The 24,164-nt window shown below is 45.4% G+C and carries 24 protein-coding genes; 15 read left to right on the plus strand and 9 right to left on the minus strand.

Annotation, left to right across the window (positions count from 1 at the left end):
- The first annotated feature begins 18 nt into the window (after positions 1-18).
- Genes phoD through tatC form a run of 3 tightly spaced genes read left to right on the plus strand, consistent with a single transcriptional unit; the run spans position 19 to position 2,784 of the window.
- Positions 19-1,770 (plus strand): alkaline phosphatase PhoD, encoded by a 1,752-nt coding sequence (phoD, locus tag NYE56_RS01030; protein WP_014475691.1) that lies wholly within the window; start codon positions 19-21, stop codon positions 1,768-1,770.
- A gap of 12 nt (positions 1,771-1,782) precedes the next feature.
- The gene (gene tatAD, locus NYE56_RS01035; RefSeq protein WP_003223835.1) at positions 1,783-1,995 is read left to right on the plus strand and encodes a sec-independent protein translocase protein TatAD; all 213 of its coding nucleotides are present in this window, start codon (positions 1,783-1,785) and stop codon (positions 1,993-1,995) included.
- A 60-nt stretch (positions 1,996-2,055) separates the two neighbouring features.
- Complete coding sequence (gene tatC / locus NYE56_RS01040) at positions 2,056-2,784, plus strand: twin-arginine translocase subunit TatC (RefSeq protein ID WP_014475692.1); 729 nt, start codon at positions 2,056-2,058, stop codon at positions 2,782-2,784.
- Here the strand turns inward: tatC and pcp are convergent.
- Complete coding sequence (pcp, locus tag NYE56_RS01045) at positions 2,781-3,428, minus strand: pyroglutamyl-peptidase I (protein ID WP_070548470.1); 648 nt, start codon at positions 3,426-3,428, stop codon at positions 2,781-2,783. The two genes, tatC and pcp, sit on opposite strands and share 4 nt — an antisense overlap.
- A 78-nt stretch (positions 3,429-3,506) precedes the next feature.
- Here pcp and NYE56_RS01050 point away from each other — a divergent pair, with 78 nt between their 5' ends.
- Positions 3,507-4,619, plus strand: coding sequence for an aminotransferase class V-fold PLP-dependent enzyme (locus NYE56_RS01050; RefSeq protein ID WP_268555816.1), 1,113 nt, complete (start codon positions 3,507-3,509; stop codon positions 4,617-4,619).
- A gap of 41 nt (positions 4,620-4,660) precedes the next feature.
- Here NYE56_RS01050 and lmr(B) read toward each other — a convergent pair whose 3' ends face one another.
- Entirely contained in the window at positions 4,661-6,100 is a 1,440-nt protein-coding gene (gene lmr(B) / locus NYE56_RS01055) for a lincomycin efflux MFS transporter Lmr(B) (RefSeq protein WP_268555817.1), read from the minus strand.
- 38 nt (positions 6,101-6,138) lie between these two features.
- On the minus strand, positions 6,139-6,705 hold the full coding sequence (lmrA, locus tag NYE56_RS01060) for a transcriptional regulator LmrA (RefSeq protein ID WP_268555818.1): 567 nt from the start codon (positions 6,703-6,705) through the stop codon (positions 6,139-6,141).
- Between the two features lie 216 nt (positions 6,706-6,921).
- Here lmrA and ansZ point away from each other — a divergent pair, with 216 nt between their 5' ends.
- Together ansZ and lipA are read left to right on the plus strand one after the other, a co-directional pair.
- The gene (ansZ, locus tag NYE56_RS01065) at positions 6,922-8,049 is read left to right on the plus strand and encodes an asparaginase AnsZ (RefSeq protein ID WP_268555819.1); all 1,128 of its coding nucleotides are present in this window, start codon (positions 6,922-6,924) and stop codon (positions 8,047-8,049) included.
- A 161-nt stretch (positions 8,050-8,210) separates the two neighbouring features.
- Entirely contained in the window at positions 8,211-8,849 is a 639-nt protein-coding gene (lipA, locus tag NYE56_RS01070; protein ID WP_341283337.1) for a lipase LipA, read from the plus strand.
- A gap of 37 nt (positions 8,850-8,886) precedes the next feature.
- On the opposite strand, the gene NYE56_RS01075 is transcribed toward lipA, so the two are convergent.
- Positions 8,887-9,270 (minus strand): RDD family protein, encoded by a 384-nt coding sequence (locus NYE56_RS01075; protein WP_015482755.1) that lies wholly within the window; start codon positions 9,268-9,270, stop codon positions 8,887-8,889.
- A gap of 234 nt (positions 9,271-9,504) precedes the next feature.
- On the opposite strand from NYE56_RS01075, the gene NYE56_RS01080 reads away from it, so the two are divergent.
- On the plus strand, positions 9,505-10,581 hold the full coding sequence (locus NYE56_RS01080; RefSeq protein WP_003234762.1) for a helix-turn-helix domain-containing protein: 1,077 nt from the start codon (positions 9,505-9,507) through the stop codon (positions 10,579-10,581).
- Between the two features lie 39 nt (positions 10,582-10,620).
- Here the strand turns inward: NYE56_RS01080 and natK are convergent, their stop codons facing one another.
- Both natK and natR read right to left on the minus strand, forming a co-directional pair.
- Positions 10,621-11,577, minus strand: coding sequence for a two-component system sensor histidine kinase NatK (gene natK / locus NYE56_RS01085; protein WP_341283338.1), 957 nt, complete (start codon positions 11,575-11,577; stop codon positions 10,621-10,623).
- A gap of 12 nt (positions 11,578-11,589) precedes the next feature.
- On the minus strand, positions 11,590-12,291 hold the full coding sequence (natR, locus tag NYE56_RS01090; RefSeq protein ID WP_003234759.1) for a two-component system response regulator NatR: 702 nt from the start codon (positions 12,289-12,291) through the stop codon (positions 11,590-11,592).
- A gap of 143 nt (positions 12,292-12,434) precedes the next feature.
- Between natR and natA the strand changes: the two genes are divergently transcribed.
- From natA to NYE56_RS01105, 3 genes are all read left to right on the plus strand, one after another.
- Positions 12,435-13,175 (plus strand): sodium ABC transporter ATP-binding protein NatA, encoded by a 741-nt coding sequence (natA, locus tag NYE56_RS01095; protein WP_015252894.1) that lies wholly within the window; start codon positions 12,435-12,437, stop codon positions 13,173-13,175.
- Positions 13,176-14,336: a sodium ABC transporter permease NatB gene (gene natB / locus NYE56_RS01100; protein WP_341283339.1), complete on the plus strand. Its 1,161-nt coding sequence runs from the start codon at positions 13,176-13,178 to the stop codon at positions 14,334-14,336.
- Between the two features lie 135 nt (positions 14,337-14,471).
- The gene (locus tag NYE56_RS01105) at positions 14,472-15,404 is read left to right on the plus strand and encodes an aldo/keto reductase (RefSeq protein ID WP_129134165.1); all 933 of its coding nucleotides are present in this window, start codon (positions 14,472-14,474) and stop codon (positions 15,402-15,404) included.
- A 38-nt stretch (positions 15,405-15,442) separates the two neighbouring features.
- Here NYE56_RS01105 and NYE56_RS01110 read toward each other — a convergent pair whose 3' ends face one another.
- A complete protein-coding gene (locus NYE56_RS01110; protein ID WP_003234750.1) occupies positions 15,443-16,507 on the minus strand; it encodes a DUF4352 domain-containing protein in 1,065 nt (354 codons plus the stop codon).
- Between the two features lie 22 nt (positions 16,508-16,529).
- The gene (locus tag NYE56_RS01115; RefSeq protein WP_003246334.1) at positions 16,530-16,661 is read right to left on the minus strand and encodes a hypothetical protein; all 132 of its coding nucleotides are present in this window, start codon (positions 16,659-16,661) and stop codon (positions 16,530-16,532) included.
- Positions 16,662-16,833: 172 nt separating this feature from the next.
- On the opposite strand from NYE56_RS01115, the gene NYE56_RS01120 reads away from it, so the two are divergent.
- Positions 16,834-18,255 carry a YcdB/YcdC domain-containing protein gene (locus NYE56_RS01120; RefSeq protein WP_341283340.1) on the plus strand — a complete coding sequence of 474 codons (1,422 nt, stop codon included), beginning with the start codon at positions 16,834-16,836 and terminating at the stop codon, positions 18,253-18,255.
- Between the two features lie 186 nt (positions 18,256-18,441).
- Positions 18,442-19,803 (plus strand): YcdB/YcdC domain-containing protein, encoded by a 1,362-nt coding sequence (locus tag NYE56_RS01125; RefSeq protein WP_341283341.1) that lies wholly within the window; start codon positions 18,442-18,444, stop codon positions 19,801-19,803.
- A gap of 7 nt (positions 19,804-19,810) precedes the next feature.
- Here NYE56_RS01125 and cwlK read toward each other — a convergent pair whose 3' ends face one another.
- Positions 19,811-20,314: a peptidoglycan L-alanyl-D-glutamate endopeptidase CwlK gene (gene cwlK, locus NYE56_RS01130; RefSeq protein WP_041519067.1), complete on the minus strand. Its 504-nt coding sequence runs from the start codon at positions 20,312-20,314 to the stop codon at positions 19,811-19,813.
- 122 nt (positions 20,315-20,436) lie between these two features.
- Here cwlK and rapJ point away from each other — a divergent pair, with 122 nt between their 5' ends.
- From rapJ to NYE56_RS01145, 3 genes are all read left to right on the plus strand, one after another.
- Entirely contained in the window at positions 20,437-21,558 is a 1,122-nt protein-coding gene (gene rapJ / locus NYE56_RS01135; RefSeq protein ID WP_015715201.1) for a response regulator aspartate phosphatase RapJ, read from the plus strand.
- 107 nt (positions 21,559-21,665) lie between these two features.
- The gene (locus NYE56_RS01140; RefSeq protein ID WP_015382686.1) at positions 21,666-22,442 is read left to right on the plus strand and encodes an SDR family oxidoreductase; all 777 of its coding nucleotides are present in this window, start codon (positions 21,666-21,668) and stop codon (positions 22,440-22,442) included.
- A 24-nt stretch (positions 22,443-22,466) separates the two neighbouring features.
- Positions 22,467-24,152, plus strand: coding sequence for a glycoside hydrolase family 13 protein (locus tag NYE56_RS01145; protein ID WP_341283342.1), 1,686 nt, complete (start codon positions 22,467-22,469; stop codon positions 24,150-24,152).
- The last annotated feature ends 12 nt before the right edge of the window (positions 24,153-24,164 follow it).

Consider the following 24,164-nt stretch of genomic DNA (forward strand, 5'->3'; position numbering starts at 1 on the left):
GGAGAGAGGGGATCTTGAATGGCATACGACAGTCGTTTTGATGAATGGGTACAGAAACTGAAAGAGGAAAGCTTTCAAAACAATACGTTTGACCGCCGCAAATTTATTCAAGGAGCGGGGAAGATTGCAGGACTTTCTCTTGGATTAACGATTGCCCAGTCGGTTGGGGCCTTTGAAGTAAATGCTGCGCCTAAATTCTCAAGCTATCCGTTTACATTAGGGGTAGCGTCAGGTGATCCGCTTTCTGACAGTGTCGTGCTCTGGACGCGCCTGGCACCAGATCCGCTGAATGGCGGAGGAATGCCAAAGCAAGCCGTGCCTGTCAAATGGGAGGTCGCAAAGGATGAGCATTTCCGCAAAATCGTAAGAAAAGGCACTGAAATGGCTAAACCGAGTCTTGCCCATTCCGTTCATGTGGAAGCGGACGGGCTTGAGCCAAACAAAGTGTACTATTACCGTTTCAAAACCGGCCATGAACTAAGCCCTGTCGGAAAAACAAAAACACTGCCTGCCCCTGGCGCCAATGTGCCGCAAATGACCTTTGCATTTGCTTCCTGCCAGCAATATGAGCACGGATATTATACGGCCTACAAGCATATGGCAAAGGAAAAGCTTGATCTTGTCTTCCATCTCGGTGATTACATATATGAATACGGCCCAAATGAATATGTATCAAAAACAGGCAATGTCCGCACGCACAACAGCGCGGAAATCATTACGCTGCAAGACTATCGGAACCGTCACGCTCAATACCGTTCTGACGCCAATCTTAAAGCTGCACATGCGGCATTCCCTTGGGTTGTAACTTGGGATGACCATGAAGTTGAAAACAACTATGCCAATAAAATACCTGAAAAAGGACAGTCGGTTGAAGCATTCGTGCTCCGCCGCGCGGCAGCATACCAGGCATACTATGAACATATGCCGCTCCGCATTTCCTCTTTGCCGAATGGCCCAGATATGCAGCTGTACCGGCACTTTACGTACGGAAACCTGGCGTCCTTCAATGTGCTTGATACCCGCCAGTACAGGGACGACCAAGCCAATAACGACGGCAATAAGCCGCCTTCTGATGAATCGCGCAATCCGAATCGGACCCTGCTTGGAAAAGAACAGGAGCAGTGGCTCTTCAACAATTTGGGCAGTTCGACAGCCCACTGGAATGTGCTGGCGCAGCAGATTTTCTTTGCCAAGTGGAATTTCGGGACAAGCGCAAGCCCGATCTACAGCATGGATTCGTGGGACGGCTACCCGGCTCAGCGCGAACGGGTGATCAATTTCATTAAAAGCAAAAATCTGAATAATGTTGTCGTACTGACAGGTGATGTACACGCAAGCTGGGCATCAAACTTGCATGTCGATTTCGAGAAGACAAGTTCAAAAATATTCGGAGCCGAATTTGTCGGAACCTCGATCACTTCCGGAGGGAACGGAGCCGATAAGCGAGCGGATACGGACCAAATTTTAAAAGAAAATCCGCACATCAAGTTCTTTAACGACTATCGCGGATATGTCCGCTGTACAGTGACGCCTCACCAGTGGAAAGCCGATTATCGGGTGATGCCATTTGTGACCGAGCCGGGCGCAGCCATTTCCACGAGGGCTTCATTCGTTTACCAGAAAGACCAAACTGGGTTGAGAAAGGTATCATCCACAACAATCCAAGGCGGGGTGAAGCAATCCGATGAGGTCGAAGAGGATCGTTTCTTTGCGCACAACAAAGCCCACGAAAAACAAATGATTAAGAAGCGGGCAAAAATCACGAATTAAGGAGTGGAAATTATGTTTTCAAACATTGGAATACCGGGCTTGATTTTGATCTTCGTCATCGCCCTCATTATTTTTGGCCCTTCCAAGCTGCCGGAAATCGGGCGTGCCGCCGGACGGACACTGCTGGAATTTAAAAGCGCCACAAAATCACTTGTGTCTGGTGATGAAAAAGAAGAGAAATCAGCTGAGCTGACAGCGGTAAAGCAGGACAAAAACGCGGGCTGAATGCTGATGAGGCAGACACCGGGTCTGCCTCTTTTTCTATGAAAGGGAGGGCTTTTTTGAATGGATAAAAAAGAAACCCATCTGATCGGGCATTTAGAAGAGCTTCGCCGCCGGATTATCGTCACCCTTGCGGCATTTTTTCTATTTCTCATCACGGCTTTTTTGTTCGTACAGGACATTTATGACTGGCTGATCAGGGATTTGGATGGAAAGCTGGCTGTGCTTGGGCCGAGTGAAATCCTCTGGGTGTATATGATGCTTTCCGGCATTTGTGCCATTGCGGCTTCTATCCCTGTTGCCGCGTACCAGCTGTGGCGTTTCGTTGCACCGGCGCTGACGAAAACGGAGCGCAAGGTGACGCTCATGTACATACCAGGTTTATTTGCGTTGTTTTTGGCGGGCATCTCCTTCGGATACTTTGTCTTGTTTCCGATCGTGCTCAGCTTTTTGACTCATTTATCCTCCGGCCACTTTGAAACGATGTTTACGGCTGACCGCTACTTTAGGTTTATGGTGAATTTGAGCCTGCCGTTCGGCTTCTTGTTTGAGATGCCCTTGGTGGTGATGTTTTTAACAAGGCTAGGCATCTTAAATCCTTACAGATTGGCCAAAGCGAGAAAGCTGTCCTATTTTCTGCTGATTGTCGTGTCCATATTGATTACACCGCCTGATTTTATTTCTGATTTTCTCGTGATGATCCCGCTTCTTGTCCTGTTTGAAGTGAGTGTCACCCTATCGGCGTTTGTCTATAAAAAGAGGCTGAGGGAAGAAACAGCGGCGGCCGCTTAGTGCAGTGTACCGCCCGGTGACTTCACATCCTCATCATATTGTGCGGCCGTAACAGCGGCGATTCTCAATGCCCGGACAATCGTGTCCAGGCTGAGGCTCGGCGCTGTTTTGTCGATTGTTTGCTGCGGAATGTAAGGAATATGAATAAAACCGCCGCGAATGTGTGGGGATGTCCGGCTAATGTGATCCATTAACCCGTAGAACAAATAGTTGCATACAAAGGTCCCCGCTGTGTAGGAAACCGCAGCTGGAATGCCGTGTTCCTTCATCTTAGCAGTCATTCGTTTCACGGGAAGCCCTGTCCAGTAAGCGGCGGGCCCATCTGGAGAAATCTCTTCATCAATCGGCTGATGTCCTTCGTTATCGGGGATTCGCGCATCTGCAAGGTTGATCGCCACCCGTTCCGGTGTAATCTGCATCCGTCCTCCTGCTTGGCCGACACAAATTACGATATCCGGCTGATGTGTTTGAATGGCTTGGCGCAGAGTGCCCAGAGCGGATCTAAAGACGGTTGGAATTTGTTCCGCTGTAATTATGGCTTCTTCCGTCTCGAAGCCATTAAGCCGTTTCGCCGCTTCCCATGATGGATTGACGGTTTCTTTGTCAAAAGGGTCAAAGCCAGTGATCAGCACTTTTTTTCTCATTCTCCCATCTCCTTTTTCTTTTATTCTATTGTTTATTTATGGGTTTTTCATCAAAATAATGTAAAGGAGTGAATCATAATGGAGCATTTGCCGCAGCAGTATCGCCAGTTATTCCCAACCTTGCAGACGCATACGATGCTTGCCAGCTGTTCTCAGAGCGCATTGGCAGAGCCTGTATCAAGGGCGATCCAGGATTATCATGATAGCCTGCTGTATATGGGGACGAACTGGAAAGAAGCGATCGAAAAAACAGAGTTTGCGAGAAACGAGTTTGCAAAGCTGATCGGGGCTGAACCGGATGAAGTGGCGATTGTGCCGTCAGTTTCTGATGCACTGGTTTCTGTAGCATCGTCCTTAACTGCATTTGGAAAGAAGCACGTTGTATATACAGATATGGATTTTCCGGCGGTGCCTCATGTTTGGCAGGCACACTCCGATTATACCGTATCCGTCATTCCATCAATAGACGGCGTGCTGCCGCTTGAACAATATGAAACGCATATTTCGGATGAAACAGTACTGACGTGTGTTCCTCACGTTCATTATCGTGACGGCTATGTTCAGGATATAAAAGCGATTGCCGAGATTTCTCAGAGAAAGGGCTCTTTATTGTTTGTAGATGCTTATCAATCAGCCGGGCATATTCCCATTGATGTGAAGGAATGGGGCGTAGATATGCTGGCAGCAGGCACCCGGAAGTATTTGCTCGGCATACCGGGTGTGGCGTTTCTTTATGTGAGAAAGGAACTGGCTGACGCACTGAAGCCGAAAGCATCAGCTTGGTTCGGCAGAGAGAGCGGATTTGATGGGGCTTATGCAAAAGACGCGCGCCGTTTTCAAACGGGCACCCCAGCTTTTATCAGCGTATACGCAGCTGCAGCGGCTTTATCGCTGCTGAATCATATTGGGGTTTCTCATATCAGGGATCATGTGAAAACGATCTGTGCCGATGCAGTTCAATATGCCGCTGAAAAAGGCCTGCAGCTGGCGGCGGCACAAGGTGGGGATCAGCCAGGCATGGTTGCGATCCGGGATGAGCGGGCATCGGAAACGGCGGCGTTGCTGAAAAAGAAAAAAGTGATTTGCGCGCCGCGGGAAAATGTTATCCGTCTCGCTCCCCATTTTTATAATACGAAGGAGGAAATGCGTCACGCGATTGATGAAATCGCGGCGAAAACGATCCACAAGTAAACATAAAAAAGCCCCTGAACACTAGTCAGGGGCTTTTCATATTAATGATCTACCTTCACGCGCTTCATAAAGAAAGCGCCAATTAAACCGATAATGGCAACAATCATTGCAAACACAAATGCGTGCTGTACACCCGCTGTCAAAGCTTGCGGGATGACTGCCGGATCGGCAGGGTTTTTAACTGTACTCATATAATCATGCTGGCCTGCAGCCATAATGCTGACCGCAACCGCTGTTCCGATAGCGCCGGCCATTTGCTGCAGCGTGTTCATAATGGCGGTGCCGTCTGGATAAAATTCACGCGGCAGTTGGTTTAAACCGTTTGTCTGTGCAGGCATCATGATCATAGAAATCCCGATCATCAAGCAGGTGTGCAGGATGATAATCAGCACAGCTGTTGAAGTGGTCGTGACATTTGAGAAGAACCATAGTACAACTGTGACAATCACAAATCCCGGAATGACAAGCCATTTCGGCCCGTATTTATCGAACAAGCGGCCTGTAACAGGGGACATAAATCCATTTAAAATACCGCCCGGCAAGAGAACAAGACCAGATGCAAATGCAGTCAGGACTAAGCCGCCTTGCAGATACATCGGCAGAAGCAGCATAGATGACAGAATGACCATCATACAAATGAACACCATGATCACACCCAAAATAAACATCGGGTATTTGAACGCACGGAGGTTCATCATCGGCTGCTTCATTGTCAGCTGGCGGATTGAAAATAGGATAAGGCCGACAACGCCGACAATCAGCGACACGATAACAGTCGGGCTGGACCATCCCCCGGAGCCTTCACCCGCGTTGCTGAATCCGAACACAATGCCGCCGAAGCCAATCGTCGACAGGATGATAGACAATACATCGATTTTCGGCTTTGTCGTTTCAGATACATTCTGCATATATGCGATACCGAACACAAGCGCCAGCACAAGGAATGGAAGAGAGATCCAGAAAATCCAGTGCCAGTTGAGGTGCTCCAGAACCAATCCTGAGAAAGTTGGGCCGATGGCGGGCGCGAACATAATGACAAGACCGATCGTTCCCATTGCGGCGCCCCGTTTATGAGGCGGGAAAATCACCAAGATTGTGTTAAACATTAGGGGCAGTAAAAGACCGGTTCCAAGTGCCTGAACGATCCTTGCCGCTAATAAAAACGAGAAGCTCGGCGCAAGCGCCGCAATTAATGTACCTAAAATTGAAAAGATAAGTGACACGGTAAAAAGCTGTCTTGTTGTGAACCACTGCAACAGCAGTCCTGAAACAGGAACAAGGATACCGAGTACAAGCAGGTAGCCCGTCGTTAACCATTGGACGGTTGCCGCTGTAATGTTCAATTCCTTCATAAGGTCGGTTAACGCAATATTCAGGGCTGTTTCACTGAACATGCCGATAAAACCGGCCAACAGCAAGGAAATCATAATCGGCATCACTTTGTATTGCTGAGATGCTTTAGCTGTTGTTTCCAAAATCATTTCCCCTCTCTATCAACTGCATGTAGTATGTCGTTTTTTTATCTCTTCAGCAGGTCAGGAATGCAGCTGGAGATATGAAGGAGCGGCGTACTGTTTTTTGCCGTCAAAGATAAAAGGATGCCGCCTTCAATCATCGCGTTAACCACAGTGCTGGCTTCTTTTGCATGCCTCTCGCTGCAGCCAGTCTGCCGCAGTTTTTCCTCATACACAGAGGCCCATTCTTTGTAGGCTTCATGACAGGCTTCGCGCAACGGTTCGCTTTTCAATGACGTCTCAGCCGCTAGCAAGCCCACAGGCAAGCCTTCAATGTCTTCCGTACATGAAAACTGGCAGGAGAGCTCCTTCAAAAAGGCTTGAATGCCTTCCGCTGGATCGGTGCAGGATTCCATGCAGTCCGCGATTTTCTGACGGATATACTCCTTCATCTCATTCACGGCTTCGACCGCAAGCTGTTCTTTACCGCCGGGAAAGTGGTAGTAAAGAGAGCCTTTAGGCGCGCCGCTTTCCTTTATAATCTGGTTCAGCCCCGTGCCGTAATACCCTTGCAGCTGAAAAAGCCGGGTAGCTGCCGAAAGGATTTTCTCACGGGAATCTCCATAACTCATAACATTCCCACCTTACTGAATTGCAATCAAAAATATAGTGACTGGTCTATTATCTTGATTCAATCATCAATTGTCAAGAAAAATTCATTGTATGAAAAGACAAAAAAAGAAGGATATGACAACAAAAAATACTGAGAGAAAAGCTGACTGATCTTTTGACTGAATAGATAAAATGTACAATGATTAATCATCATATGGATGTAAGGAGAGAAATAGATGAAAAAACAACGAATGCTCGTACTTTTTACCGCACTATTGTTTGTTTTTACCGGATGTTCACATTCTCCTGAAACAAAAGAATCCCTGAAAGAAAAAACGCAGACACAAAAAGTCTCTTCGGCTTCTGCCTCTGAAAAAAAGGATCTGCCAAACATTGGAATTTTAGCGACAGGAGGCACGATAGCTGGTGCCGATCAATCGAAAACCTCAACAACTGAATATAAAGCAGGTGTTGTCGGCGTTGAATCACTGATCGAGGCAGTTCCAGAAATGAAGGACATTGCAAACGTCAGCGGCGAGCAGATTGTTAACGTCGGCAGCACAAATATTGATAATAAAATATTGCTGAAGCTGGCGAAACGCATCAACCACTTGCTCGCTTCAGATGATGTAGACGGAATCGTCGTGACTCATGGAACAGATACATTGGAGGAAACCGCTTATTTTTTGAATCTTACCGTGAAAAGTGATAAACCGGTTGTTATTGTCGGTTCGATGAGACCTTCCACAGCCATCAGCGCTGATGGGCCTTCTAACCTGTACAATGCAGTGAAAGTGGCAGGTGCCCCTGAGGCAAAAGGGAAAGGGACGCTTGTTGTTCTTAACGACCGGATTGCCTCAGCCCGATATGTCACCAAAACAAACACAACCACAACAGATACATTTAAATCAGAAGAAATGGGCTTCGTCGGAACAATTGCAGATGATATCTATTTTAATAATGAGATTACCCGTAAGCATACGAAGGACACGGATTTCTCGGTTTCTAATCTTGATGAGCTGCCGCAGGTTGACATTATCTATGGATACCAAAATGACGGAAGCTACCTGTTTGACGCTGCTGTAAAAGCCGGAGCAAAGGGGATTGTATTTGCCGGTTCTGGGAACGGGTCTTTATCTGACGCAGCCGAAAAAGGGGCGGACAGCGCAGTCAAAAAAGGCGTTACAGTGGTGCGCTCTACCCGCACGGGAAATGGTGTCGTCACACCAAACCAAGACTATGCGGAAAAGGACCTGCTGGCATCGAACTCTTTAAACCCCCAAAAAGCACGGATGTTGCTGATGCTTGCGCTTACCAAAACAAATGATCCTCAAAAAATCCAAGCTTATTTCAATGAGTATTGAAGAAAAGAAGGCGAATAAGCCTTCTTTTTTTTGGCTTTTTAGGACCAATAATGACCTCTGAATCTTAAAATTTCTTTAAAAATAAGCCGAAATTACCCTTTACTTAATTAATTTGGTAACGTAATATAATTGGAGAATTTGTTACAAAAAAGGAGGATATTATGAAATTTATAAAAAGAAGGATCATTGCACTTGTAACAATTTTGATGCTGTCTGTTACATCGCTGTTTGCGTTGCAGCCGTCAGCAAAAGCCGCTGAACACAATCCAGTCGTTATGGTTCACGGTATTGGAGGGGCATCATTCAATTTTGCGGGAATTAAGAGCTATCTCGTATCTCAGGGCTGGTCGCGGGACAAGCTGTATGCAGTTGATTTTTGGGACAAGACAGGCACAAATTATAACAATGGCCCGGTATTGTCACGATTTGTGCAAAAGGTTTTAGATGAAACGGGTGCGAAAAAAGTGGATATTGTCGCTCACAGTATGGGGGGCGCGAACACACTTTACTACATAAAAAATCTGGACGGCGGAAATAAAGTTGAAAACGTCGTGACGCTTGGCGGCGCCAACCGTTTGACGACAGGCAAGGCGCTTCCGGGAACAGATCCAAATCAAAAGATTTTATACACATCTATTTACAGCAGTGCCGATATGATTGTCATGAATTATTTATCAAGATTAGATGGTGCGAGAAACGTTCAAATCCATGGCGTTGGACACATCGGCCTTCTGTACAGCAGCCAAGTCAACAGCCTGATTAAAGAAGGGCTGAACGGCGGGGGCCAGAATACAAACTAATGAGATAAATAACCTTGAAGAGTCCTATTCTTCAAGGTTATTCTGCTTTTAGCACAATGGTTTTCGCCGCCATATCATGAACGGTTTGTTTTTTCTTCGTAAATGCGGCTGTCAAATAGATCAGGCGGGAGAATACATGCACCCACGCTATGATGTAACGGACAATCGCCTGTAGGAAAGAAATTTTCTCGTGTGTTTCGTCCCTCACGATTTGCAGCCCGATGATTTTTTTGCCCAGTGTGCCCTTCCAATTTGTCAGCGGCATCAGCAAAGGATACACAATCAGCATCAATATGGCGACAATAATGACACCGGCGGACCCATCGCCAAACGTAAATCCGGCTGCCAAAATCACTGCTGCGGCAATGATTACATCAAGTACAAGAGCGCAGGCGCGCAGCATGAAACCAGCTAGTTCCAATAGAAACACTCCTTAAAATGTTAAATAAATACCTAATGATTGTAAAAAAGAAGGGCCTAAAGTGGGAATAGGTGATAAGCCTTAAATCACAAAAGTTGGTGAAAATGTCATAGGTAAATTGGCATAATCAGCCAGCTTATCACATTACCAAATTCTTTTTTAGCCCGAAACCAAGCCCTCAGAAGTTATTTTTGTTAAAATAGAAAAGTTACAACAGAATTCGGAGGGTTTATTGTGGGAAAAGTGAAACGAAATGCCCCTTGCCCATGCGGCAGCGGCAAGAAATATAAAAAATGCTGCGGAAGTAAAGTTGTCGACTTCCCGGCGGAACTAGCGGCAAAAGAAGCGAAACAAATTCAGGAAGACTTAGTGGAGTATGCCTTCACAGTACATAGAGAAAGCATTTCAGGCTTTATCAACCAGCATGATTTTCTTTCTGCTATGGACAGACAGACGAAAGACATCAGCGTATTTAACTTAGGAATCTGGGGAATCTTCTTCCACCCGCTTGCTGGTGAGAAGACAATCTTCGAAGAGTACCTTCAGAAAAAAGGCGATTCGATCACTCGTCCGAAAACGCGTGAGATCGTAGAATCATGGCAGAGCATGACGCCTGCTTTATTGCTGCTGAAGGACCTGAAGGAAGGCATCATTCACTTTGAAGATGTCATTACGGCAAAACAATTCGAAGTGGAAATGGACGCCAGCAATCAAGACCTTCCTCCAGTGGGAAGCCTGATTCTTGGATACCCAATCCACGAAGCGGAAAAAGCAGAATTCTTCATGCAGTTCACGATCTTCCCGGTGAAGAGAACAGAAGCGCTGATCAGCAAGGTGAAGAAATATGCGGATGCCGCTGTGAAGGAAGGCAAAACGCCGGAGGACTTCATGAAGCAGGAATTCAACAACGTTCTGTTCGCGTTGTTAGCTGAGAAAGATGAAGAGCCACAAGCAGAGAAAGCGGAAGTAAGCACTGTTGAGTGGGCAAACGACTTGGAGAAAGAAACCGCTGCGGCTATTGAAGAAGGCATGAGCGGGGAAGAGTATCCGACTGAATTGATCCCAGCTGTTATTGACATCTGGAAAACATTCTGCGAGAAAAAATCACCTGTCATCAGAAAGCCGGAAGCTTTTGCTGCGGCAGTTGAATATTATGTAAACGCGATTTCTCTTAACGGCGCGTCTGTTTCCCAGGCTAAACTGGCGAAAAAATACGGCGTCAGCGCATCAACGATTTCCAGCCGTTACAAAGAAATTGAAAGCACGCTGCAAGATGAAGCAGATCGTTTTGCACAAGCGTTATCCTCATAATGAAAAAAACCTTGAAAAGCCGGGCTTTTCAAGGTTTTTTTATTTCTGAAACGGAATTTTGATTTCTAACCGGAAGATGGGGTGGCGGTAGGTAAAATCCAGCCTGCCAAAAGCGCTCTTCACCAGTTTTTGAATGATATATGTGCCCATGCCTTCATGAGCGCCGTTTTTCGTTGAGCGGCCAAACGATTGATAAATTGTATCGAGCACTTTTGGGTCCATCCCGGGAGTGCTGTTTTCACAAGTCAGTACATAAAGCCCGCTGCGCAGTGAAGTCTCCAGTTTAATCTCTGCTTTTTCTCGGGTCTCCGCCGCGCTGTCGAGCGCGTTTTCTAATATGTTGCCGACCAAGCTGACCTGATCAGCAGGCGAAAACGGAAGGGAAGAAAGCGGTGTATGTATATGCAGCGAAACACTCACATTCGAGGCGCGGGCTTTTTCTAAAAAATCATAAAGCACCCCTGCAACGTACGCGTTCTCTCCTTTCAAAAAACGGTCATATTGACTGTATTGATCCGCCCAGTTTTGAATATATGCTTGTGTATCTGCCTTGGGCTGAGCTGATTTGATTGCAGTGATATGTTTCATTGTGTCATGATTCCGGCTTCTGACATCAATCAGCATTTGATTGGCGTGCTGTTCAGCCTGAGTCAGCTTATCAATTTGATCAGAAAGCCTTGCCTGCAAAGCAGACTGTCCGATACGGAGCCCTTCACACCCTGCAAATATCGCGATTACACATAATGCCGGCATGATGGTTGTGCCGATCAGCACCACTCCCGCCGACATCACTTGAATCACGGCAATCCATGCACAAAGCCCTGAGGAACAGTGTTTCCACACCCGCTTCGTTTTCCAAATGTACAATCCTGCAGCAGCTGCGCCTAAAACAGCGGTGAGCCAAGAGACGGCTGTGCTGTGTGAAAGAGCAGCAGCTACCTGATAACATATGAAACTAAATAAAATCAGATAAAGACATTGAAAAAGGGTAATCACGTTCTGAACTCCTCAAAAGTAGTAGTTTTGAAAATAATCAAGCTGCTGCTTAGTGATCATCGCTTTTTTAGACGTTCCCTCAAAGGAAACTGTGAATGAATGCTTAGTATAAGCGGAAAAATGCTTTATGTAATGAATGTTGATAATAAAGGAACGATGCGAACGAAGAAAATCTTTTTCGGGCAGGTCGCCTTTAATATCATTTAATGTTTGATACGTTTGCACCTCTTCGGCGGTTGTCACAATCGTCGTCGAACGTCCCGTCCGTTCTGCGAAAATAATATCCTTCTTTTGCAGGACGTGCATTTCAGACTTTTGCTTTATCAATATACGCCCATTCAAACTCGTTTCCGTTTTCTTTTTCAAGTACCGGTCGAAGGAAGCGGCCAGACGGTCGGCATAGTACGGCTTCATAATATAATCATGGACGTTCAGGTCAAAGGCGTGAACCGCATAACCGCCGTGGCCGGTCACAAAAATCACATCCACATCAAGTGAATGGGATTTGATCAAATCAGCAAGCTCGTAGCCAGACATATGGGGCATCTCGATATCGGCAAGAAGCAGATCAATGTCTCCGTTCTTTACCCGCCTGTAGGCTTCCTTCGCTGAATCGGTGGAAAAGACAATTTCGACGTCCTGCATTCTGGACACGATCGCTTCCAGCTTCTCTAAATCTACTCGATAATCATCTACAAGTCCGACTTTTACCATTATCATTCCCCTAGTTACATAGAATCATCTTTATTCTATCCCATTTCGCGACATAAAAAGAACTCTTCGCGACAACTTTATCCAACTAATCCAGCTTTTCGTATATAGTCATTACTAGAAATAAAGATAAGGGAGATTGTGACATGATTACACTGACCGATTGCAGCCGCAGGTTTCAGGATAAGAAAAAAGTAGTCAAAGCGGTGCGAGATGTAAGTTTAACAATTGAAAAAGGAGAAGTCGTCGGCATTCTCGGAGAAAACGGTGCCGGCAAAACCACGATGCTGAGAATGATTGCTTCCTTGCTTGAACCATCACAGGGTGTAATCACAGTAGACGGCTTTGACACGGTCAAGCAGCCGGCTGAAGTCAAAAAAAGAATCGGTGTCTTATTCGGAGGAGAAACCGGGCTTTACGACAGGATGACCGCTAAAGAAAATCTCCAATACTTCGGCAGGCTGTATGGGCTGAACCGCCACGAGATCAAAGCAAGAATAGAAGATTTATCGAAACGGTTCGGCATGCGCGATTATATGAACCGGAGAGTGGGCGGGTTTTCGAAAGGCATGAGGCAGAAAGTCGCCATTGCCAGAGCGCTGATTCACGATCCGGACATCATTTTATTTGATGAGCCGACAACTGGGCTTGATATTACGTCAAGCAACATCTTCCGCGAATTTATACAGCAGCTGAAAAGAGAACAAAAAACGATTCTTTTCTCCAGCCACATTATGGAGGAAGTGCAGGCGCTCTGTGACAGTGTCATCATGATTCACAGCGGAGAGGTGATTTACCGGGGAGCGCTTGAATCATTATACGAGAGCGAGCGCAGTGAGGATTTGAATTACATCTTTATGTCTAAGCTTGTCAGGGGGATTTCTTAAATGCTGGGCCATATTTATAAAAAAGAAATGATCGACGCTTTGCGCGACAGAAAAACGATTTTACTCACAATCTTAGTGCCGATGATTATGATGCTTGGACTTGTCTTCTTTTATGAAAGCATGCTGTCCGACAAAGGGGAGCAGTACACGCTGGCTGTCGGCCATTCGCTTCCGCCCGCACTGGAAAGCAAGATTAATGAGATTGACGAAATCAGCGTAAAAACATTTGCAAAGCCTGAAGAGGCAGTTGATGAAGGAAAAGCAGATGCCTATCTGAACGTCCCGAAAGAGTTCGACTCATATGTCAACAGCATGACACCTTTTAAGGTTGATGTTTACGGCAATTCAATCGATCAAGGGTCGTCAAACGCCATGCAGCTTGTGCAGTCTGCCTTAGATCAGTACAAAAATGAAATTGTGCAGCAACGTTTAACAAATAAGCATATTGATCAATCGGTGATCCAGCCGTTTACGATTCAGCAAAAGGAAGCGGATGAGGAGAAAGGGACTTCCGCTATTATGCTTTCCGCCATTCTGCCCATGCTGATTCTGACTTCCATTGTTTCCGGCGCAATGCCGATCGCTCTTGATATCATGGCCGGTGAAAAGGACCGGAAGTCAATCGAGGCGCTGCTATTAACGCCAGTCAGCAGAAACAAAATGCTGGTCGGCAAGTGGCTTGCGGTTTCCACTTTTGGCGTGGCTTCAGGTGTATTGGCTTTGGTGTTTTTGATTTTGTCCACCGTGTTATTTACCGAAAATTTAAAAACGGCCTTCCAGCTGGGAGATCATATGTGGAGTGTAATCGGCGCTTCAGCCTTAATCATTGTGCTCTCTGCATTGCTGATATCTGCGATGGAGCTTTTCATCAGCATCATGTCCAGCTCGGTAAAAGAAGCGCAAAGTTATATGTCTCTCGTCGTCTTTTTGCCTGTATTCCCGATGTTTTTCATCTTCAGCAAGGCACCGAACCAATTTGACTTATCATACTTTCTCATCCCGTTTCTGAACCTGCATGCGTTATTTAAACAGCTTTTATTCGGGATGGTTGACCCGGCTGCCATTTTGTCTACGTCAGGAACCATCGCCGTGCTTATCGCCATCTTCTTTTTACTAGCCAGAGCCTGCTTCCTGAAAGACAAATGGGTTCTTCCAAAATAAACTTGCGAAAGGAGAAATACACTTTCTCCTTTTTGTATATCCTGAAAAAAGAAGGAAAATAGAAAAAGGATATCTAATACAAAAAGTGACCCTGCACTATTTTTCATCAAAATTGGTTTCAAAGGAGACGGAACAATGGATCAAACACGTACACTCGGCAAAACGAAGCTGAAGGTGAAGCGGATCGGATTCGGCGCGAATGCGGTCGGCGGGCATAATCTATTTCCAAATCTACATGATGAAACAGGGAAGGATTTAGTGCGCACGGCATTGGATGGCGGCGTCAATTTTATCGATACCGCTTTTATATATGGATTGGGGCGATCTGAAGAATTAATCGGCGAAGTCGTACAGGAACGCGGCGTGCGGAATGAGCTCATCATCGCCACCAAAGGAGCTCATAAAGAAGTGGACGGCAGCATTGAATTAGACAATAGCCGGGAGTTTCTTCGCAGCGAGGTCGAGAAGAGCCTGAAGCGGCTGAAAACAGATTACATTGATTTGTATTATGTTCACTTTCCGGATGGAAAAACACCTCTCGCTGAAGTGGCGGGCACTTTGAAAGAGCTGAAGGATGAGGGGAAAATCAAAGCAATCGGCGCTTCGAACCTCGATTATCAGCAATTGCAGGATTTTAATGCTGATGGCTATTTGGAGGTCTTTCAGGCCGAATATTCTCTCATACAGCGTGATGCTGAGAAAGAGCTTCTTCCATACTGTGAAAAACAAGGCATCTCCTTTATTCCTTACTTTCCGCTTGCGTCCGGACTGCTGACAGGAAAATTCACGCAAGACACAGTCTTTGATGATTTCAGAAAGGATAAACCTCAATTTCAGGGTGAAACGTTTATCCACAATCTAAAAAAAGTAGATAAGCTGAAAGCAGTAGCGGAGGAAAAACAAGCGGATACGGCACATGTCGCCTTGGCGTGGCTGTTAACGAGACCGGCGATTGATGCCATTATTCCAGGAGCTAAGCGACCTGAGCAATTACAGGATAACCTGAAAACCTTGAACATTGAACTCACCGAAGATGAAGTGAATTTCATCAGCGACATTTTTAAATAAAAAGGAAATAGCCGTCAAGGCTATTTCCTTTTAGTGTTTTATTCTTTGATGAATGCTTCGACTAATTCTGCTGCTCTGTAATCATCCATATCAAGCTGCCATTGGTCGATGTCATTTTTCTTCATTTTCACTTCAACTGTTTTTTCAGATGAAGCAGGTCCAAGCTTTTTGAATTCCTCAGGATAGACTTGAAGCGCGTATTTCACTGCCTCTTCATAGCTGGCACTAGAGTTTTTACTGTAGTAGTCTTTCACTTTGTCTTCGATACGGTCTGAAAGAGAAGATGCATCTACAGGTTTAACTGTGGCTTCAACAATGGCTTCGTCTTTAGAGATTGAAGTCGTTTTTGCCTGAATGGAAGAGTTTTTGCTTAATCCCTCTTTAATGCCGTTCACGATATTATCAAGCGCTTTGCTGTCCGCATATGTGCTGGAAAGGCCGGAAGCTGAGAGATAACCGTCTTTGGCTGATTCATTGAAATCATTTACAATTTCATTTTTGTTAGCACCAGTGATTTTTTCGAAATCGGCGTTATCTTTGCCGAAAAGAAGGACATCAACATAAGCTGATAACGCTTTTGCAGAATCTTGGAGCTTATCTGCCGTCGCCAGAATTTTTTTGTCTTTTCCGTCAATTTTAAAAGTAACTGATTTTGGCTTTTTATCACCGTAAGATTCCGGCGTATAGTTGAGCTCGTATTGCTTGCCTTTATCTACAACGAAGAAAAGATTTCCTTCAACGGATTTGTCAGCGTTAATCGTGCTGCCTTGAAGTTTTTCGCTATAGTCTTCAGGGTCTGTGTCAGACATTTTGGTATCACCTTGATACAGTGTGAAATCCATACTGTCTACATTCAGCGGGTCTTTTCCTGTGTTTTTCACCGCGACATTGACTTTTAACACAAGCTGGTCATCTGAAGTGGACTTATCATATTTAGACGGAAGCGTATAAGAGACATCCTTGATTTTGACTTGAGCTATATCTGAGCTTTTTTCTGTTTCTGATTCTTTCTTCTCCGCGCTTGTTTTGCTGCCGGAACAAGCAGCTGTAAACATCATCAGCAGAAGAATTAGGAAAACAGCGTACGTTTTTTTCTGAAACATTCATTTTTCCTCCTCAAATGGTTTAGGAAAGGGGAGTCTTTTGTCTTTGAGAAATGGATCTTTTTGAATGGATTAGCATCATATAACCAAAAAAATCAGTTCTTTTCTCACGGTTTTCACCGGATTTTCTGGAAACTCCGCCCTCCTTTGTCATGAATGGACCTATAAAAAGTTACAACGGAATTAATTTTAAGATTATTAGCTTTTATATTGAATAGGTTCATCATCCTATTTTTGGTGAAAAATGTTCTGGTAAAACTGGTAAACTCAGAAAACTGTGTATTTTAGACTATTACTTTTTGATTAGTTGAAGGAACATAAGAAGGATGAAAGGGGCTGCCTTTGTGAAGAAAGAGGGACTGAAACAAAAAGCACTGGAAATCGGCCGGGTGCCGACACACTTAAAACTGGAAATTGAAGATTATGGCGGTGATGATAAAAGAGCTCATTTTTGTTGGGCAGATCCTCAGGATGAGAATACCGGCATTATCGTGGAGCTTGGACCGGACGGGGAGCTGGAATCCCTTTCCCGTGATATTGAACCTGAAAACGGAGAAAGGCTGTCTGAGGAGAAACTAGAGGATATCATGCGCCAATTTGTCGAGACTCATCATCCGGGGGCACTCTCTTCATTTGTTCGTGAAGAAAATGACCGTGCATACGGCGATAAAGTGAGATTTTCATATGTTCAAATGGAGGCTGGGCTTCCTCTCCCCATGAGCGGATTTATGGCTGATGTTTCCTTATCAGGTGAGATCGTCTACTTCCGCTATTACGGCGAAGCGGGCAGCATCATCAAGCCAAAGAGGATCGCGGATGTTGAAGAGGCACTTGCCTTTATCAAGAAGGACGTGGAGTTCGACCTTTTGTTTGAGGTTCTCCATCGTTCTATTTACAAAAATGGAGATGATCAGCCGCATTTGGTGTATGAGCCTGAATGTAGGGCGATTACCGTACCTGCGGATTTGGTTCAAGAAGAACAAGGAGGAGTTGATGATGACGATAATTACAGGGAGCCTGAGAGCTTTCCTCTCCCTTTATTCGAGGGCATTTACGAAAAGGCCGATCCTGACAGCATGATTGGTATTGAAAATGGGTTTGTCAAAGAGCGGGAAGCGGATTTGGGAGATGGGAGAATCGGAATCGTTTGGCGGAATCCGGATGACCCTGTGTATCAGCCGGCGGATAAAAGCATGGACAGCTGGTTTAAGGGACGGACTCATCAAGTGCTGAAAACCATCTATAACAAAGAAACCGGAAAACTCGAAGGCGTCATGTCATTTATGGAGGAAAAAGGGCCGCTGACAGTAACTTTGGCAGAGTGCGAAAAAATCGCGTTTCGCTTTCTGTTTGCTTTATTTGCGAATACCGATCAATATTTTAGGATCAGATACGACGAAAAGGATGAAGAGGAAAACGCAGTCGCTGTTTTTACATTTGAAGCGCATTGTCACGGAGTTCCGATCCGATTTGGGCAGATCAAAATTTGTGTCAGCCGCCAGACAGGGTATATCACCGTTTATATGGGACCGGATATTGACCCAAATGAGCTGGCAACCATTGATCCTGTGCCGGCCATTTCAGTTGAACAAGCCAAGTCTATCTTTTGGCAGCATTTTAAAGTTGAGCTTGGCTGGGAAAGAGAGTACGGGGATAATGAAGAACACAGCTACCGGCTCGTCTATAGGCCGGTGTATCCGCATTTTATCGATGCACATACAGGAGAGGCTGTCTTCAGCATATGGTGAAACAGCCAAAAGTCACGCAATTGCCTCGGATATAGAAGAGAGTATGTGATGAAAGTAACAGAAAGAATCTCGAAAAACAATGACAATAATAGAAAAGGACCTTTCTTCACTTTAAATGAAGAAAGGTCTTTTTATATAATAAACAGGATTCTCTTTGTCGTAGACTCTTTGAAAGGGATGACTTCATTGGTTAATAAACAGCTGAAAAAGAAGGCGCAGGAGATCGGAAATGTACCGACGCATTATGAGCTTGAGATAGAAGATTACGACCAAAAGCAAAAGAAGAACGGGCAGGCATATTTTATCTGGAAGGACCCTAAAGATCCGGAAAAGCACATTACAGTTGAACTTAGAAATGACGGCGCTTTGCTCACCTTTTCAACAACTGTCCGCTCCGAGACAGACAAAAAACTTCCAGATGCCGAGCTGAAGCTGACGGCTCTTCAGTTTGCCGCTGCCAACCATCCCGGCACCTTTATGAATTTTCATTTTCAAGGCAAGGAAGAACGGGGGCAGCACATCCGGTTTGTCTATACCAAAATGGAGCTGGGGCTTCCTATTCCCAATTCAGGCTTTTTAATTGATATGACACGAAGCGGTCAGATTGTCCACTTTCTATATTACGGGGAAGGGCATAAAGCCGAAGTTCCGACAGAATTTGTAGCAAAAGAGAAGGTTGTGTCCCATTACTTAAACACAATGTCTTTTGAGCTGATGTACGATGTCATTGATGGCGAACAGGAACCAAGGCTCGTATATGAACCGATTCTTCCGGGATACAGCTATCCCGCAGATGTAGACGAAATTGTGCCCGACCAGCATATCGCAGATGAAAGAATAGAAAACACGGCGCCACTGCCGCCGCTTCAGAACAAGGAAGAACTTGATATATTTGCCTTGCTGGGTTTTACCTCTGATATGCAGAAAGTCAGTGAAAGAGACTTTGGAGAACAAATTGGAAGCACGTGGCGCAGGGGCGCTGCGCCGGAGCGTAAGGATTTAAGCATAGGAAGCTATTTTGAAACGAGAAATAAAAACACAATCAAAATGAAGACGGATAAAAGAACTGGAAAATTAAAAGCAGCGCTTTCTTTTATGGAGCGGCCGAACAACCGCCAATGCTCCACGGAAGAATGCCAAGAGATAGCGCTTCAATTTTTGTATGCCCTCTATCCGAGAGCGGCTGAGTTTTTCAGGGTGAATCCCGTCCGAATTGATGAAAGAGGGAGAGTCCGCAACCATTTTTCTGTCTGGTATAAAGGAGTGCCGCTGCGGTTCGGCGCTGCCCGCATCATTGTCAATCCGGAAACTGGGTTGATTGACGCTTTTATGGCGCCTGATATTGAACCTGAACAATTGGAAGCGATAAATCACAGGCCGGATGTTTCCGCTGAAGAAGCGAGAGAAGCATTTTTAGCCGCTTTTGATGTGAAGCTGGAATGGCAGCCTGATTTTACAGCAGGCAGTGACCAGCACTACAAACTTGTCTATAAGCCGGTTTACCCTTCCTATATTGATGCGCACATAAGGAAAAAGAAAAGGCTGTGAGGGGTGTCTAGTTAGGAATCATCTCCAAGTGGGGATAGTCCTTGAATCGTTTCCAATCCCCGCCCCATTCGAAACCGAGTGTCTTAGCGATCTCGACAACCTCCAGCCAATCTGATTTTCCGTTTTGATTGCCGTCATATTCCATATCCCATATGATGCTGCCATCCTTTTTTTGAAGGGCGAAATCAATCGCTAAACCATAGTTATGATACGATTCCCCTCCTCTAGCATAGGTGACAATATTCCCTTTTTTTGTACGTCCCTGTTTATATAATTCATCTTGTTCCTTAAAGGACCTGAATCCTTCAGTAATGACGACGTTAATGCCTTTATTCGCTGCAGCGGCTTTGAGTGCATCGGCATTCTGCTTCACAATCGGATGAAGATCCGAGGGGACAGGCATGTCCTGCAAGGCGTTTTGAGAATGCCATTCATGCCGAATATAACTAAAACAAAGATCTAGAAGAAATAGAATACATAAGATAACAAATGTTTTTGCGGGTAACTTCATATCGGTCTCACTTTCTCAAGATGTGCTGAATGTTAACGCTTTTAAGTGATTGACTCTCTCTAAAAGCGAACAGCTATGATAAAATATAACATAAATAGTAGCAGGAGGAAGGAGGCAGACCGATGAGAGCAAAGATTCCATCAGAAGAAGTAGCAGTAAAGCTGAATGAATGGTACAAGCTCATTCGCGCATTTGAAGCAGATCAAGCAGAAGCGTTAAAGCAGGAGATTGAATACGATTTAGAAGATATGGAAGAGAACCAGGACTTGCTTTTATATTTTTCTTTGATGGAATTCCGCCATCGAATCATGCTTGATAAGCTGATGCCGGTGAAAGACAGCGACACCAAGCCTCCGTTCTCTGATATGCTGAACGAAATTGAAAGCAATCAGCAAAAACTCACGGGCTTACTGGAATACTACTTTTATTATTTCAGAGGAATGTACGAATTCAAGCAGAAAAATTTCATATTAGCGATCGACCATTATAAACATGCCGAGGAAAAGCTCGAGTATGTCGAGGATGAGATCGAAAAAGCTGAGTTTCTTTTTAAAGTCGCAGAAGTGTATTATCACATCAAACAAACGTATTTTTCCATGAATTATGCGAGCCAGGCGCTTGATATCTATACGAAATATGAACTGTACGGTCGCCGCCGGGTTCAGTGTGAATTTATCATCGCCGGAAATTTGACCGATGTGTATCATCATGAAAAAGCACTGACCCACTTGTGCAGCGCTTTAGATCATGCCAGGCAGCTTGAAGAAGCATACATGATCGCCGCTGCCTATTATAATGTCGGACACTGTAAGTACAGTCTGGGTGATTACAAAGAAGCGGAGGGCTATTTCAAAACAGCCGCCGCCATTTTTGAGGAGCACAACTTTCAGCAAGCTGTTCAAGCTGTATTTTCACTGACCCATATCTACTGTAAAGAGGGAAAATACGACAAAGCAGTAGAGGCGTATGACCGTGGGATAAAGAGCGCGGCTGAATGGGAGGATGACATGTACTTGACGAAATTCCGCCTCATTCATGAGCTGTATCTTGGAAGCGGCGACCTGAACGTGCTTACAGAATGCTTTGACCTGCTGGAATCCAGGCAGCTTCTTGCCGACGCCGAAGATCTGCTGCATGATACAGCGGAACGTTTCAATCAGCTGGAACATTACGAGTCCGCCGCTTTCTTTTACCGCAGGCTGATGAATATTAAAAAGAAGCTTGCCGAGCAGCGTTTTCAATAGGGAATAGCAGAGAACTACAGGTTCTCTGCTTTTTTTGTGCTGTTTTCAACTCGGAAAAACAGGGTATTTTCCACTGCATAGTGAGAAATCAGAGGAGGATATCAAGTATGTACAAAGATTTAACCGGAAAAACAGCGATTGTGACAGGTTCTTCAAAAGGAATCGGGAAAGCCATTGCGGAACGGTTCGGACAGGAGAAAATGAATGTTGTTGTAAACTACCACAGCGACCCGTCTGGAGCCGATGAAACTCTGGAAATCATTAAGCAGAACGGAGGGAAAGCCGTCGCAGTTGAGGCGGACGTGTCAAAAGAAGAGGGGATTCAGGCGCTCTTGGACACAGCTTTAGAGCATTTCGGCACGCTCGATGTGATGGTAAACAACTCCGGTTTTAACGGCGTTGAGGCGATGCCGCATGAGATGAGTCTTGAAGATTGGCAGAGAGTGATTGATGTTAATGTTACCGGAACCTTTCTGGGAGCGAAAGCAGCACTTAACCACATGATGAAAAACAATATCAAGGGCAATGTGCTGAATATCTCAAGTGTTCATCAGCAGATTCCGCGCCCTGTAAACGTTCAGTATTCCACATCCAAAGGCGGCATCAAGATGATGACGGAAACGCTGGCGCTGAATTATGCGGATAAGGGAATCCGCGTCAATGCGATAGCGCCCGGCACCATTGCCACAGAATCAAATGTTGATACGAAAAAGGAAGAGAGCAGGCAAAAACAATTGAAAAAAATCCCGATGAAAGCCTTCGGAAAGCCTGAAGAAGTGGCGGCAGCAGCAGCTTGGCTCGTATCTGAGGAAGCAAGCTATGTGACCGGCACAACACTTTTCGTCGACGGCGGAATGACACTTTATCCGTCTCAGCTTGAATAGAACACAAAACAGGGGGATTGCGGGATGAAAACGGACTGGTGGAAGGATGCAGTGGTGTACCAAATTTACCCGAGAAGCTTTCAGGACAGCAATGGAGACGGAATTGGGGATTTGCGGGGGATTATTTCCCGTCTTGACTACATAAAGGAACTCGGGGCAGATGTGATTTGGATTTGCCCGATCTATCCTTCTCCGAATGTTGATTACGGGTATGATGTGACAAACCATAAGGCGATTATGGATTCTTACGGAACAATGGACGATTTTCACGAGCTGCTGGACCAGGTGCATCAGCGGGGATTAAAGCTGGTGATGGACTTTGTGTTAAATCACACCTCGGTCGAGCATCCATGGTTTAAAGAAGCGGAGCTGGACAAAAACAGCAAATACCGCAGCTATTATTATTGGCGTCCCGGCACAAAGAACGGCCCGCCGACAGACTGGCTCTCAGACTATGGCTGCCCGGTCTGGCAATACGAGGAGCACACCGGAGAATACTATCTCCATATGAATGCCGTCAAACAAGCTGATTTAAACTGGGAAAATCCCGAAGTTCGCCAGGCGGTGTATGACATGATGAAATTTTGGCTCGATAAAGGGGTCGACGGTTTGCGAATTGATCAGCTCCATCTCATTTCTAAGAAAGAATATCTTCCTTCGTATGAGGACTATATCAATCAGCAGGCAGAGCCGAAGCCTTTTCAGCCAAATGGCGAACGAATCCATGACTATTTAAAAGAAATGACAGATGAAGTGTTTTCCCAATATGATGTCATGTCTGTCGGAGAGGTCGGCAGTGTCACACCGGAAGAAGGCCTGAAATATACGGGAACAGATAAGCATGAGCTGAATATGATTTTTCACTTTCAGCATATGGAGCTTGATCAGCAGCCCGGAAAAGAACATTGGGATTTGAAGCCCCTTGAGCTTTCTGATTTAAAATCGGTTTTGACAAAATGGCAAAAGAAGCTTGAACATCAAGGCTGGAATACATTGTTTTGGTGCAACCACGACCAGCCCCGGATTGTGTCCAGATTTGGAGACGATGGGGAATACCGCAAAGCATCAGCGAAAATGCTGGCAGCCGTACTTTATTTTATGAAGGGCACGCCGTATATTTATCAGGGAGAAGAAATCGGGATGACAAACGCGCCGTTTACCCGGATTGAAGACTACAAAGATATCCAAACGGTCAATATGTATCATAAACGGGTGTTTGAAAAAGGCTATGATCCAAATGATGTAATGAGATCGATCTTAGCCAAAAGCCGGGATCACGCCCGGACCCCGATGCAGTGGAACAGCGGCAAAAATGCCGGATTTACTGACGGCACGCCTTGGTTGAAGGTCAATCCGAACTTCACCGCAATCAATGTGGAGGAAGCGCAGGGAGATCCTGATTCTGTCTTAATCTATTACAAAAAGCTGATCAGCCTGAGAAAGCAGTATGCTGACCTCATGAAAGGGAGCTTTGATCTTTTGCTTCCGGACGATCCGCAGTTGTTTGTATACATGAGAGAAAACAGTAAACAGCAGCTTTTGTCGGTCAATAATTTTTCAAAAGAGCAGGCTGTTTTTCAGTGGCCTAAGAACTGCGGCAAAGCTCAGGCCTCACTGCTTCTCAGAAATTATAACAACGATGATCTTGCTGACGAAATGGTGTTCCGGCCTTATGAGAGCAGGGTCTATCTTCTGGACAAAACAAACTAATGATTGAAGTAG

It is taken from the genome of Bacillus sp. FSL R5-0603 (genome assembly GCF_038050295.1).
Taxonomy (GTDB): domain Bacteria; phylum Bacillota; class Bacilli; order Bacillales; family Bacillaceae; genus Bacillus; species Bacillus subtilis.